This is a genomic window from Rubrivivax albus, from assembly GCF_004016515.1.
Lineage (GTDB): Bacteria > Pseudomonadota > Gammaproteobacteria > Burkholderiales > Burkholderiaceae_C > Rubrivivax > Rubrivivax albus.
Map to the genome: position 1 here is coordinate 282,171 of NZ_SACT01000004.1, position 13,402 is coordinate 295,572.

General features: G+C 71.0%; 10 protein-coding genes. 7 read left to right on the plus strand and 3 right to left on the minus strand.

The window, feature by feature from the left end:
* Positions 1-23 precede the first annotated feature (23 nt).
* On the minus strand, positions 24-428 hold the full coding sequence (locus tag ENE75_RS14435) for a SirB2 family protein (protein WP_128199015.1): 405 nt from the start codon (positions 426-428) through the stop codon (positions 24-26).
* Positions 429-639: 211 nt separating this feature from the next.
* Here ENE75_RS14435 and fabA point away from each other — a divergent pair, with 211 nt between their 5' ends.
* Positions 640-1,188 carry a 3-hydroxyacyl-[acyl-carrier-protein] dehydratase FabA gene (fabA, locus tag ENE75_RS14440; RefSeq protein WP_128199016.1) on the plus strand — a complete coding sequence of 183 codons (549 nt, stop codon included), beginning with the start codon at positions 640-642 and terminating at the stop codon, positions 1,186-1,188.
* Positions 1,188-2,438: a beta-ketoacyl-ACP synthase I gene (fabB, locus tag ENE75_RS14445; RefSeq protein ID WP_128199017.1), complete on the plus strand. Its 1,251-nt coding sequence runs from the start codon at positions 1,188-1,190 to the stop codon at positions 2,436-2,438. Before fabA ends, fabB begins: the two co-directional genes overlap by 1 nt.
* 45 nt (positions 2,439-2,483) lie before the next feature.
* Here the strand turns inward: fabB and yihG are convergent, their stop codons facing one another.
* Entirely contained in the window at positions 2,484-3,350 is an 867-nt protein-coding gene (yihG, locus tag ENE75_RS14450; protein WP_128199018.1) for a 1-acylglycerol-3-phosphate O-acyltransferase, YihG family, read from the minus strand.
* Positions 3,351-3,590: 240 nt separating this feature from the next.
* Between yihG and ggt the strand changes: the two genes are divergently transcribed.
* Together ggt and ENE75_RS14460 are read left to right on the plus strand one after the other, a co-directional pair.
* The gene (gene ggt / locus ENE75_RS14455) at positions 3,591-5,510 is read left to right on the plus strand and encodes a gamma-glutamyltransferase (RefSeq protein WP_233259087.1); all 1,920 of its coding nucleotides are present in this window, start codon (positions 3,591-3,593) and stop codon (positions 5,508-5,510) included.
* A 786-nt stretch (positions 5,511-6,296) separates the two neighbouring features.
* Positions 6,297-8,309: a DUF1631 family protein gene (locus ENE75_RS14460; RefSeq protein ID WP_158288953.1), complete on the plus strand. Its 2,013-nt coding sequence runs from the start codon at positions 6,297-6,299 to the stop codon at positions 8,307-8,309.
* Positions 8,310-8,371: 62 nt separating this feature from the next.
* Here ENE75_RS14460 and ENE75_RS14465 read toward each other — a convergent pair whose 3' ends face one another.
* On the minus strand, positions 8,372-10,339 hold the full coding sequence (locus ENE75_RS14465; RefSeq protein WP_158288954.1) for a TonB-dependent receptor plug domain-containing protein: 1,968 nt from the start codon (positions 10,337-10,339) through the stop codon (positions 8,372-8,374).
* A gap of 238 nt (positions 10,340-10,577) precedes the next feature.
* Here ENE75_RS14465 and ENE75_RS14470 point away from each other — a divergent pair, with 238 nt between their 5' ends.
* From ENE75_RS14470 to ENE75_RS14480, 3 genes are read left to right on the plus strand one after another with little or no spacing between them, the layout of a single operon-like run.
* On the plus strand, positions 10,578-12,335 hold the full coding sequence (locus tag ENE75_RS14470) for a nitrite reductase (protein ID WP_128199021.1): 1,758 nt from the start codon (positions 10,578-10,580) through the stop codon (positions 12,333-12,335).
* A 15-nt stretch (positions 12,336-12,350) separates the two neighbouring features.
* Entirely contained in the window at positions 12,351-12,677 is a 327-nt protein-coding gene (locus tag ENE75_RS14475) for a c-type cytochrome (protein WP_128199022.1), read from the plus strand.
* A 30-nt stretch (positions 12,678-12,707) separates the two neighbouring features.
* Positions 12,708-13,400 carry a hypothetical protein gene (locus ENE75_RS14480; RefSeq protein WP_128199023.1) on the plus strand — a complete coding sequence of 231 codons (693 nt, stop codon included), beginning with the start codon at positions 12,708-12,710 and terminating at the stop codon, positions 13,398-13,400.
* The last annotated feature ends 2 nt before the right edge of the window (positions 13,401-13,402 follow it).

The following is a 13,402-nucleotide window of genomic DNA, read 5'->3' on the forward strand; positions in this document are numbered from 1 at the left end:
CGTGCGGATGTGGCTTGGCCGCCTCAACCCGCCGTGGCCAGCAGCCCGGCCGGGTGGTGGGCCACCGCCACCGACACCATGAAGCCCAGGCAGCCCAGCGCGGCCAGCGTCCAGCCGGCGCACGCGGCCGGCGTGCGCGCCCGGCGCAGCGCCATCGTGCCCAGCCCCACATAGGCCACCAGCAGCACCAGCTTCACGCCCAGCCAGGTCTGCACCAGCGGGTTGACCTGCAGGGCGGCCCACAGCAGGGCACCGGCGGTGAGCAGGCCGGTGTCGATCACCCAGCTGGCCACACGCGCCGGCAGCGACAGCGGCCAGTGCGCCCCCGCCAGCCGGCCCGAGGCCCGGAGCAGGAACCAGCCGCCACTGAGCGCCACCAGGCCGATGTGGGCCTGGCGCAGGGTGGCGTAGTGGTCGATCAATGACATGGGACAGGTGTCGCAGCGCCCGATTGTGCGCGGCGACACCCCGGGGAGCCCGCGATGCCGGCCACGGCATGGCGGCAGATCTGCGGGCCGTTGCGCTGGCTCAAGCGGCCCCGTCAGCGCCGGCCCAGGCAGCGCAGGCAGAATGTCGGGCCACGCGCCGGTGGAACCCAGGGGCCACCGGCTGGATTGCAGACCCCAACCGCGACCGCCCATGACGTCCACCACCCCGCGCCCGAGCCAGCGAGAACTGGGTCGCCACTCCTATGGCCGCGACGACCTGCTGGCCTGCGGCCATGGCGAACTGTTCGGGCCTGGCAACGCCCGCCTGCCGCTGCCGAACATGCTGATGTTCGACCGCATCGTGCAGATCGACGACACCGGCGGCGCGCACGGCAAAGGACAGATCGTGGCCGAGCTCGACATCCGGCCCGACCTCTGGTTCTTCGACTGCCACTTCGAGACCGACCCGGTGATGCCCGGCTGCCTGGGCCTGGATGCGCTGTGGCAGCTGGTGGGCTTCTGGCTGGGCTGGCGCGGCAACCCGGGCCGCGGCCGCGCGCTGGGTGCCGGCGAGATCAAGTTCTTCGGCCAGGTGCTGCCCAGCGTGTCCAAGGTCACCTACCGGCTGGACCTCAAGCGCGTCATCGAGCGCAAGCTGGTGATGGGCATCGCCGACGGCAGCGTGCTGGCCGACGACCGCGAGATCTACCAGGCCACCGACCTCAAGGTGGGCCTGTTCACGTCCACCGAGGCCTTCTGATGCGCCGCGTCGTCATCACCGGCCAGGGCATCGTCTCGAGCCTGGGCAACACCGTCGACGACGTGGCCGCCAGCCTGCGCGAGGGCCGCTCTGGCATCCGTGCCAACCCCGTCTACGCCGAGCGCGGCCTGCGCTGCCAGGTCAGCGGCCGCCCGGCGCTGGAGCTCGAGGCGGCCATCGACCGCCGCACGCTGCGCTTCATGGGCGACGCCGCGGCCTACGCCTACCTGTCGATGCAGCAGGCGATCGCGCAGTCGGGCCTGACCGAGGCGCAGATCTCGCACCCGCGCACCGGCCTGGTGGCCGGCAGCGGCGGTGCGTCCAGCTTCAACCAGGTCTGGGCTGCGGACACGCTGCGCGCCAAGGGCATCAAGCGCGTGGGCCCGTTCATGGTCACGCGCACCATGGGCAGCACCGTGTCGGCCTGCCTGGCCACCAGCTTCGGCATCAAGGGCGTCAACTACTCGATCAGCTCCGCCTGCGCCACCAGCGCGCACTGCATCGGCCACGCCGCGCAGCTGATCGCCTGGGGCCAGCAGGACGTGGTCTTCGCCGGTGGCGGCGAGGAGGAGAGCTGGGAGCTGTCGCTGCTGTTCGACGCCATGGGCGCAATGTCCAGCGGCTACAACGACCGACCGGAGCAGGCCTCGCGTGCCTTCGACAGCGCGCGCGACGGCTTCGTCATCGCCGGTGGCGGCGGCATGCTGGTGCTCGAGGCGCTTGAGCATGCGCAGGCGCGTGGCGCCACCATCCTGGCCGAGCTGGTGGGCTTCGGCGCCACGTCCGACGGCCACGACATGGTGGCCCCCTCCGGCGAAGGTGCGGTGCGCTGCATGCAGCAGGCGCTGGCCACGGTGCAGCGGCCGGTGGACTACATCAATGCCCACGGCACGTCCACGCCGGTGGGCGACGCGGCCGAACTCGGCGCGGTGCGCGAGGTCTTCGGCGCCGCGCTCGCGGGCGAGGCCACCGTGCCGGCGTTGTCCAAGGTGCCGGCCATCAGTTCCACCAAGTCCCTCTCCGGCCATTCGCTGGGGGCGGCTGGTGCGCAGGAGGCGATCTACGCGCTGCTGATGCTGCAGCAGGGCTTCGCCGCCGCCTCGGCCAACATCGACACGCCCGACCCGGCCGCCGAGGGCCTGCCCCTGCTGCGCGAACGGCTGGACGCGCCGCTGACCACGGTGATGTCCAACAGCTTCGGCTTCGGCGGCACCAACGCGTCGCTGGTGTTCACGCGCTTCGACGATTGAGGCGCTGATGCGCCGGTGGTTTGCCGGCGATGCGATGGCCGCGGCTCAGCCGGCACGCAGCAGGTCGTCGATCAGCTGGTCCTTGGCCGTCCACAGCTGCTCGGTCCAGCGGCCGAGCCTGACAACGTGGGCGCGCCCGGTGGCCTGCTCCAGGCCCACCAGCTCGGCCGGGATCGCGTGGGCCTGCACGCGCACGACCACGGTGTCGAGCCGGCCGCAGAGCAGGTCCCAGAAACTGGGGGTGCCGCGCGGGTAGACCACGGTCACGTCGAGCAGGGCCTGGAACTGCTCGCCCATGGTGGCCAGTGCCACCGACAGCCCGCCCACCTTGGGCCGCAGCAGGTGCCGGTAGGGGCTCTTGTCGGCCGCGATCTTGGCCGGCGTGGCGCGTGTGCCCTCGACGAAGTTCATCACCGAGGTGGGCACGTGGCGGAACTTCTCGCAGGCCAGGCGGGCGGTGGCCAGGTCCTTCTGCAGCGCCGCCTTGCCCTTGCCACGGCTCATGAACGGGAAGTCCAGCGCCCACCAGGCCAGGCCGATCACCGGCACCCAGATCAGCTCTCGCTTGAGGAAGAACTTCAGGAACGGGATGCGGCCGTGGAACACGCGCTGCAGCACCAGGATGTCGACCCAGGTCTGGTGGTTGCTGGTGACGAGGTACCAGCCGCGCGGGTCCAGGCCATCCAGGCCCTGCACGTCCCAGCGCGCCTGCGGGGCCACGGCCGCGATCCACGCGTTGTTGACCGCCACCCAGCCGGAGGCCAGGCCCGCCAGCACGCGGTCGGCCACGCGGCGCACCGGCGCCAGCGGCACCAGCAGCTTGACGAGCGACGGGACCACCAGGCTGAGCGCGACGATCAGGGTGTTGAGGCCGAGGATCAGGCTGGTGAGGACACCGCGCAGGGCTGGCATGGCAGGGCAGGTGGGTTGCCGCAGGGGCGGCAGGAAAGGTGCGCCATCGGCGGCGGTCGACCGGTGATTCTGCGCCATCGGCATGACCCCCCTGCGCCATGCCCGCGGTGTGCGCTTGCTCTGGATCAACGGCAACACCATCCCGAGACCTAGGGGTGTGTGCCCTGGGGCCGGCCCGGGTGCCGCGCCGGCCGCATCGGCGCATGCTGGGCAACCAACCCAAACACGAGGAGTTCCCCGATGGCGAGATCCACCGCCCCGATGCCGCCGCGTGCCGGCCTGACCCTGGCCGTGCTGGCCGCGCTGATGCTGGCAGCACCGGCCACCAGCCTGGCCGATGCGGCACGCCCCGGCGCCACGGCGCCCGCGAAGGCCCAGGCCAAGCGCGGCCTGAAGGCCCCGCCGGTGGACACACCGCTGTACCGCCGCGGCGTGGTCGCCGTGGCCAACCCCTACGGTGCCGAGGCCGGCGCGCAGATCCTGCAGCGCGGCGGCAACGCGATCGACGCCGCGGTGGCCATCGCCTATGCGCTCAACGTGGTGGAACCGCAGTCGGCCGGCATCGGCGGTGGCGGCTTCATGCTCGTGCACCTGGCCGAGACCGGCGAGACCTTCAGCATCGACACCCGCGAGACGGCGCCCGCCGGCGCCACACGCGACATGTTCGCCGGTGTCTCCAGCGCGTCGCGCAAGGGCGTGGCCGTGGGCGTGCCGGGCATGGTGCGCGGCACGGCGCAGATCGTGGCCGAACATGGCCGCCTGCCGTTGCGCCGCGTGCTGGCCCCGGCCATCGCGCTGGCGGAGGACGGCTTCGCCGCCACCCAGCGCTACTCGGACGTCAGCTGCAACGACCGCGCCTTGAACTCGCCGGAGACGCGCGAGTTCTTCTGCCCCGGCGGCGTGGCGCCGGCGCCGGGCACGCTGATCCGCAACCTGCCGCTGGCCAACACGCTCAAGCTCATCGCCCGCCACGGCCCGGACTGTTTCTACAACTACATGCCCGACAAGGGCTGCGACATCGCCGAGGGCATCGTCGCGGGCCAGGCGCGCAGCACGATCATCGTCAATGGCGTCGAACAGCCCGGCAAACCGGGCTCGATGACGCTGGCCGACCTGGCCGCCTACCAGCCGGCGCGGCGCGCGCCCATCGAGGGCAGCTACCGCGGCTACACCATCAAGGCCATGGCGCCACCGTCTTCCGGTGCGCTGACGGTGCTGCAGATCCTGGGCATGCTCGAGCGCTTCCCGCTCGGCGACGCGTCGCAGGGCTTCGGCTTCGGCTCGGTGAAGACGCTGCAGACCATGGCCGACGCGATGCGCCTGGCCTTTGCCGACCGCGCCATCTGGATGGCCGACGCCGACTTCGTGCCCGTGCCCACCGTGGGCCTGATCAACCCCGACTACCTGGCCCTGCGCAGCGGCCTGATCACGCCGGGGCAGCGCATCGATCCCAACCCCGTGGCCGACGACCCGCGGCCCTACGAGATCCCGGGCTTCAAGCGCAGCAAGCCGCTGGCGGTGGCGCTGCCGGTGACAGGCCCGGACAACGGCACCACGCACTTCTCGGTGGCCGACCGCTGGGGCAACGTGGTGTCCTACACCAACACCATCGAGTCGTCGCACGGCATCGGCACCTTTGCGGGCTACACCCTGACCGACGGCACCTTCCGCAACTTCGGCTTCCTGCTCAACAACGAGCTGACCGACTTCAACACCACGCCCAGCACCAACCCCTTCACCGGCACCGACGGCTACAACGACGTGCAGCCGCTCAAGCGCCCGCGCAGCAGCATGACGCCGACGATGCTGTTCGACCCCCAGGGCCGGCCCATCCTGGCCTACGGCTCACCGGGCGGCGCCACCATCATCAACTCGGTGGTCAACGTGACGATCAACCTCGTCGACCACGGCATGGGGTTGCAGGAGGCCATCGACGCCGGGCGCATCTCGGTGTCGTCGGCCAACCCGTCGATCACGCTCGAATCGCGTTTCCCGGCCGAGACGGCCGACGGCCTGCGCGCGCTGGGTTACAGCGTGAGCATCGGCGACGTGGGCTCCGTGCAGGCCGTGGGCCGGTTGCCGAACAGCGGGCTGGTCTACGGCGCCGCCGACGACCGTCGCGAAGGCACGGTGATCGGGTTGCCGCGGCCGCGGCCCTGAGGCGAGCGCCAGAACCGTCGCACCTGGTTCAGGCGCCTGATGAAGGCGCTCCGCAGTTGACGAGCGGCGATTCGCCAGAAGACGACGTGCGACCAGTGGCGCTGGCCGACCGGCCAGGCGTCACACCAGCCGACCCGGGCGCGCCGGCGACTCGGGGCCGTGTGCCTTCAAGATCCGGCTGATGGGTGCACCGAGCGGGCCATCATCGGCCGCGCTGGCAAGGGCGAGCCCGGACACGAGCCGTCCTGAGGACGGTTCTCGCCTGTCGAGCGGTGCGAGCGACCGAGAGCACGCGGCCTGCAAGGCCGAAGCGCAGCCATGGCCCGTGCCATGGCGAGCATTCGCAACACGGCCTGACGGCCTGCCAGCGTGGTGGAGGGCGGCGCGATCGGGTGTGCAGCGTGCTCACCCGACAGGTGAACTTGGTCGTGGCCACTTCCGTCGCCCACATCAAGCACTTGCATGCCGAGGAGAGCGGCCATCTGCCGGATCTAGGCTCAGTGGGCGGTTCGTGCAGGGCCGTCCGATGGTGACGTCGGCCGACCTGGACCTGGCAGGTGGGCGGCGGTTGATCCGCTGCGGTCGCAGCAACGGCGTGAATTCATGCCATCGGTGGTGTCGGACCAGCGGGTGAAGGAGGGGGCAACCGCGGGTTCAGTAGTGTTCTGATGAGCCGCGAAACCAGGGGGGAGACGCAGGCCTCAAGGTTCGTCCGCACGCGCCGAAGACATGGCTTTGGGCACAGGTTCTGCGCTGGCCCGGCACCCGCTGACGACTGGAGCGCCCGTGAATCTCTTCGACATCTCCATGGCGGCTCAACCGCAGGCTGCCGCGCTGGCGGACATCCTGCGGCAGGGTGTGGGCCGCTGGGTGGTGGCCATGGTCGAGCGCGCCATTCGCCGTGAAGAGTCGGCGGTCTCGGTGCACGGTCTGGCGAACTCGCCTCTCCTGGCACAGTTGCTTCAGCGGCGACGCGTGGAACTCGTGCATGCACTGTCCCGAGCGCTGGTTGCCCGGTTGGACGTTGAGCGCGACGAAGTTTCGTCCTCCCCCGGCCCGGTCATGAGCGGGTCGAAGCTGACGCTGATCTCCGAGTCGCAGATCGACGCCGAGATCGAAACCGCCCGCATCGTCCAACTCGTCGAGTCCGAGGCCGAGCTCCCCTTGCTGGAACTCGCGGCCTTGAGCAGCCGGCTGCAGGGTTGTGACCGTATCGACATCGCCACGGTGCCGCTCGGGCCGCTGGTGTGCGCGAACGCGTTGCGTGAGGCTGTCCACGAGGTGGAAGCCGACATCGCGCACCGGCAAGCGCTGCTCCGTGGACTCGGGACCGCCATGGCGAGCCAGATGCGGGAGGTCTACACGGAACTGTCGCAGTGGCTCGAACAGCAGGGTGTCGAGCCGATGGGTTATCAGGTCGGCGCGGTCGATGTCGTGGCTTCGGTCTCGTCCGCCGCGCGCGGCTCGCCGATGGCCACCGTGCGAACATCTGGTGCCGAGGCGCCCACTCCACCGGCAGACTCGATGCGCGAACTGGTGGCCTGGGCCCACCGCACGCAGATGGTGAGCGAGGATGCTTCCGCGGCGTTGCCCGAGCTGACGCTCAGAGTTCAGCCAGAGTCCTTGCCCGGTAGCGCCGGTCCCCAACTGCCGCGGGCTGCCGCCGAAGGTCTGATGCAGCGCCTGTTCGAAGAGCTGCGGCAGCAGAGTAGCCGATCGCCGTCGATGGCGAGAGCGCTGCAGCGCCTGGAACAGCTGGCCCAGCGCTTTGCGGCAGACGTTCCCCAGATCTGGAGTGACCCGGAGCACGTGTGGTGGCAGTTGCTGGACCGGCTGCTGGCTGCAACGGCGCTGCACGACGATCTCGGGACCGACGACCAGCGGGTGCTCGGCCACTCGCTCGAGGAGCTGTTGCAGCGCCTGCTGGCCAGCCCGAAGCTGGACGCGCAGGCCTGTCTGCGCGCCGCAGACAAGGTGCAGCAACTGGCAGCTCAACTGCTCGAGCGCTCGGCCTCACCGGGTGCCGAGGACGTCGCCGCGCTGCAGCGGCAGGCCGACCGCGGAGAGCTCGAGCTTGCCTTCCGCAATCAGATCGTCCAGCAGTTGCGCAGCACGCCGACGAGCGGGTTGATGCGGCGCTTCCTGCTCGAACCCTGGACGGAGGTGCTGGTGGCCAGAGCCCTGCGCCATGGTGCCACGCACGAAGCCGTGGCCGAGGCAGCACTGGTGGTCGATGACCTCATCCGCGCGACCGCGCAGCCGGGCCAGAAGGTGTCACGGGCACAACGCGCAGTTCTGCTGCGTCAGGTGGAGGAGGGCCTGGCGGACGCCGAGCTGCCAAGGCCCCGTGTCGATGCCGAACTGGTGGAACTGGCCGACCTGCTGCGCAACCCGCCGACGCATCCCGCCGACCTGACCGAGGCGTGGGTCGAGGAGTCGGTCGAGACGCTGCCCGTGCCAGCCCTGCTGGACCTGCATGCCGGCCTTCCGACCGTGCCTCTGGGAGGCGATCTGGCCGACGGCGAGCCGGTGCAGACACCGGCGCAATGGGTAGAAGCCCTTCAGCCTGGTGCCCTGTGTCGGTTGTTCCTTCAGGGGATCTGGATGTCGGCGCGGTTGAAGTGGGTTGGGCCGGGCCAACGCCTCTTCCTGTTCCAGAGCCGACATGGTGGCAGGTCGCACACGCTGACGCAACGCATGCTGTGCAGGCTCCGCGAAGCCGGACTCGCCACCACCATCGAAGACAACCTCCTGCGTGCGCAGGCCATGGAGTCGTTGGTGCGGCACACCGTGATCTGAGTCCGCCGGCGCCGCATGCGGTGCCGGCCCGCCTCCACGGTCGCATCCGACGTCCTTCCCAGTCACCACGCACCGCGGAGCGCCAGCGACACCGTGCGCGGCGCCTCGGCGTGCGTGTACCGCGCGGACTTGTCCGCCGGGCGCAGGTTGGTCAGGTTGTGCACCCGCAGCGCCAGCGTCAGACCCGGTCCCAGTTGGCGCTGAACGTAGGCGCCCCACTGCGTCAGGTCGGCTACGGCCACGTCGGGCGCGCCGCGGGTGGCCGACGGCAGCAGGGTGCCACTGGCATGGTCGACGCGCAGGCCGGCCTGCCAGGGGCCGTGGGACCAGTCCAGGCGGGCGCCCATGCTCAGCCGCGGGCGGTAGGTCAGGCGCTCGCCGTCGGCATCGGTGGCGTCCAGCCAGGTGGTGCTGGCCTGGGCGCTGAAGCCGGCACCCAGGGGCATCGCGGCGCCCAGTTCCAGCCCGCGCAGGCGCGCGCGGGCCACGTTCTGGTAGACGTAGGTGCCCACGCCCGGCACCGGGCCGGGGGCGACGAGCTCGAGTTCGATCAGGTCGTGCACGCGCTGCGAGAACAGCATCGCCTGCAGCTCCAGCCCTTGCCGCTCGAAGGCGAAGCCGGCTTCCACCGCGTCGCTGGTCTCGGGCTTCAGGTCCGGATTGCCGAGCACCGTGTTCGGCCCCTCGGGCCGGCCGCCGGGCACGATCTGCTTCAGGTTGGGCGCCTTGAAGCCGTGGCTGAAGCCACCCTTGAGCGTCCACCCCGGCGCCGTACGCCAGGTGACGTAGAGCCGTGGGCTGGTCTCCCGGCCGAACAGGTGGTGGTCGTCGTGGCGCAGGCCCAGCGTCAGGTCCAGCGGCCGGGCACCGTCGATCACACGCCACTCGTCCTGCACGAACAGCGCGCGGTGGCGCGCCAGTGACCGGCCGTCCGGCATGCCCGGGTCCTCCAGCGTCTCGTTGCGCGCCTCGAAGCCGGCGATCAGCACATGCGCGCCGGCGTCGTGGCGCACCAGCCCTTCGAGGACGCGGTCGCGCAGTGTCTGCGGCGCGTTGATGGCCACGCCCCCGGTGCGCCGGTTCTCCACGTCCAGCCGCGTGCCATAGGTGCGCAGCTGCGTGGTGGTGTCGCCGCGCTCGTCCCACTCGGCGTCCCAGGCCAGCGACGCCATCGCGCGGGCGATGAGGTTGTCGCTGACGTGGTAGCGGCGCGCGCCGCTGCGCTCGCGCGCGTCGGCGGTGCGCGTCTCCTCGCCGGCGTGGAGATCCAGCGCCACCCGGTGGGCGCGCGATGCCCGCCAGGCCAGGCCCAGCCAGCCGTCGGTCTTGTCGTGGCCTTCCAGTTCGCTGACCTGCGCGTCGGCCGGTGACGCCACGGCGTCGCGGCGGCCGGTGGCCAGGCCGGCGCGCAGGCCCAGGCCAGGGGCCAGCGGGCCGTCCACCGAAACGGCCGCGCGGTGGCCGTCACCGCCGCGGTCGCCGCTGGCCACGCTGCCTTCGGCGCGCGCCGCGACGCGCCAGCGATCGCCGGCCTGGCGGGTGATCACGTGCACCACGCCGCCCAGGGCCTCCGAACCGTAGAGCACCGACAGCGGGCCGCGCACGATCTCGATGCGTTCGATGTCGTCCACCGGGATCCAGTCGAACTGGAAGTCGGAATGGCCCACCACACCGTCGCTGGGCGCCACGCGCCGGCCGTCGACGAGGAACAGCGTGTGCTTCGGGTCCATGCCGCGCAGGCTGATCACCTTGCGCCCGCCGATCGAGCGGCCCTGCAGCGACACGCCGGTCTCGCCGCGCACGGCCTCGAGCACGTCGTCGGCCCCGCGGGCCTCGATCTCCTGGCGCGTGACCACGCTCATGGCCGCGGGCGCATCCAGCGCCAGCATCGCGTGGCGCGTGGCGGTGACGACGACCGTCTGCGGCTCGGCGGTCTGCTGCGCCAGCGCGGTGCCGGCGCAGAGCAGGGCCAGGCCTGGCACGCAGGCCAGGTGGACGAGGCGGCGGGGGAACGGGGGGCGGGGGTTCATGGTGTGCTCCGGCACGTGAATCTCGATACCCCGGAGGTTCCGCCTGCAGGCGCCGCCGGTCCTTGAACTGGTTCGCCTTTGGGCGCGGTCGACCGCTTGCGCGGCAGGGCTTTGCGGCGCGTCAAGCCGGCGTCCCTTGCCGGGCCTTCGTTGCGGCCCTTGAACCAGTTCAAGGAATGCGGCCGGCTGGCGGCTCAGCATGGCCGCCATCGATTCGGTCACCCCAAGAGGAGCTGAGATGACAAGCCTGAGAACCCCCTTGCACCGCCTGCCGGTGCTCGCCCCGCTGGCCGCCGTGGCGATCTTCGCGGCCGCCGGCGGTGCCTTCGCGCAGGACAAGAAGGACGTCGCCCCTGGTGACGTGCAGTACCACGCCGCACCGTCCGCGCTGACCGGCGTGCCGATGGTGGAAAGCCGCAACCCCAAGGCCCCGCCGATGACGCAGGCCGAGTTCGACAAGGCACGCCAGATCTACTTCGAGCGCTGTGCCGGCTGCCACGGCGTGCTGCGCAAGGGCGCCACCGGCAAGCCGCTGACGCCCGACCTCACCATCGGCAAGGGCACGGACTACCTCAAGGTCTTCATCGCCTACGGCTCGCCGGCAGGCATGCCCAACTGGCAGACCAGCGGCGAGATGACCGAGCAGGAGGTCGACATGATGGCGCGCTACATCCAGCACGACGCGCCGCTGCCGCCGGAGTTCGGCCTGGCCGACATGAAGAAGACCTGGAAGGTCATCGTGCCGCCGGAACAGCGGCCGAAGCGGAAGATGAACGCGTACAACATCGAGAACATCTTCTCGACCACGCTGCGCGACACCGGCGAGGTGGCGCTGATCGACGGCGACACCAAGCAGATCATCAACATCGTCAAGACCGGCTACGCGGTGCACATCTCGCGCCTGTCGGCCAGCGGGCGCTACCTGTTCGTGATCGGGCGCGACGCCAAGATCAACATGATCGACCTTTGGATGGAGAAGCCGGACAACGTGGCGGAGATCCGCGTGGGCCTGGAAGCGCGCAGCGTCGACACCAGCAAGTACAAGGGCAAGGCCGGCGACTTCACCGACAAGTACGCCATCGCCGGCAGCTACTGGCCGCCGCAGTACACGATCATGAACGGCGACACGCTCGAGCCGCTGAAGATCGTCTCCACGCGCGGCAACACCGTCGACACCCAGGACTACCACCCCGAGCCGCGCGTGGCCAGCATCGTGGCCAGCCACTTCAAGCCCGAGTTCGTGGTCAACGTCAAGGAGACCGGCAAGACGCTGATGGTGGACTACTCCAACATCGACGCGCTGAAGGTCACCGAGATCGGCACCGCGCGCTTCCTGCACGATGGCGGCTGGGACAGCACCAAGCGCTACTTCATGGTGGCGGCCAACCAGAGCAACAAGATCGCCGCGGTGGACGCCAAGGAAGGCAAGCTGGTCCGGCTGATCGACGTCGGCAAGATCCCGCACCCCGGGCGCGGGGCCAACTTCGTGCACCCCACGTTCGGTCCCGTGTGGGCCACGGGGCACCTGGGTGACGAGACCATCTCGCTGATCGGCACCGACCCCCTGAAGCACAAGCAGCATGCCTTCAAGGAAGTGGCCAAGCTCACCGGCCCGGGCGGTGGCGCGCTGTTCATCAAGAGCCATCCGAAGAGCACGCACCTGTACTCCGACGCGCCGCTGAACCCCGACCCCAAGATCTCGCAGGCCGTGGTGGTCTACGACATCCGCAACCTCGACAAGGGCTTCACCGTGCTGCCCATCGCCGAGTGGGCCGGTCTGCCGGACGACGGAGGAGCCAAGCGCGTGGTGCAGCCGGAGTACAACAAGGCGGGCGACGAGGTCTGGTTCGCGGTCTGGAGCGCCAAGGACAAGGCCAGTGCCCTGGTGGTGGTGGACGACAAGACGCTGAAGCTCAAGACCGTGATCAAGGACCCGCGCCTGATCACGCCGACCGGGCACTTCAACGTCTACAACACGCAGCACGACGTGTACTGAGCGGAGGGCCGACCCATGACACGAAGTCATCCCTGGGCGGCCCTGGCCGCCGGTGCGCTGGCCTGCGGGCTGGCGCTGCCGGCGGCGGCCAACCCCGAAGCCGCGCTCGGCGCCGCCGGCTGCACGGCCTGCCATGCCAAGGACAAGAAGCTCGTCGGCCCAGCCTGGAAGGACATTGCCGCGAAGTACAAGGGCCAGGCCGGCGCGCCGGCCGATCTGGCGCAGAAGGTGCGCGGCGGCGGCAAGGGTGTGTGGGGGCCGATCCCGATGCCGCCGAACCCGGCGGCGAAGATCGGCGACACCGAGCTGGCCGCCGCCATCGGCTGGATCCTGCAGCAGTAGGCGAAGCAGGGCGGTGGCAGGCGCGCGGCGATGAAGCGGCGCACGCTGCTCGGCGCCGGCCTGGCCTGGCCGGCGCTGGCCGTGGCGGCACCGTGCAGCGTCACGCTCGGCGGCCAGCGGCTGCAGGCCAGCACCGGTGGCCTGCGCCTGACGGACCTGCAAGGCCAGGTGCTGCGCGACTACCCCGGCCGCAACCTCGCCGGCACCCGGCACGGCGGCGCCAGCGCGCTGCTGGCGCTGCCGCACCGGCGCAGCCTGCTGGCCGCGTGGCCATCGCTGCAAGAGTGGTGGGAGATCCCGCTGGACCCCGACGCGCCGCCGATCTTCGACGGCTACGTGCACGACCACCGCATGGGCGAGGCCATTGCCAGTCCGGGGCACCTGGGGGTGCGCCGCATCCCCTTCGACGGCCCCGCGCCCACCCCTGCGTTCGCGCCGCCCGGGCGCGCCTGGGTGGCGGCCACGGCGGGCGACCTGCTGCTCGTCGTCCACCTGGACGTGCGGCGCACGGTGGCCCGGCTGCCGGCGCCCGGGGCGCGGCCTGCCGAGAGCCGCCTGTGCGGCGACCACTGGCGGGTGCCGGTGCACGGCGGCACGCTGACCCTCGATGCCCGGCGCTGGACGCCGTTGGCCGAGCCGGCTTCCGACGCACCGGGCGCCTGCGAGGCCGACAATCCCGCCGCAGCACCGGTGATCAGCGTCTGTGCCGATCCCCTCCGCTGAGG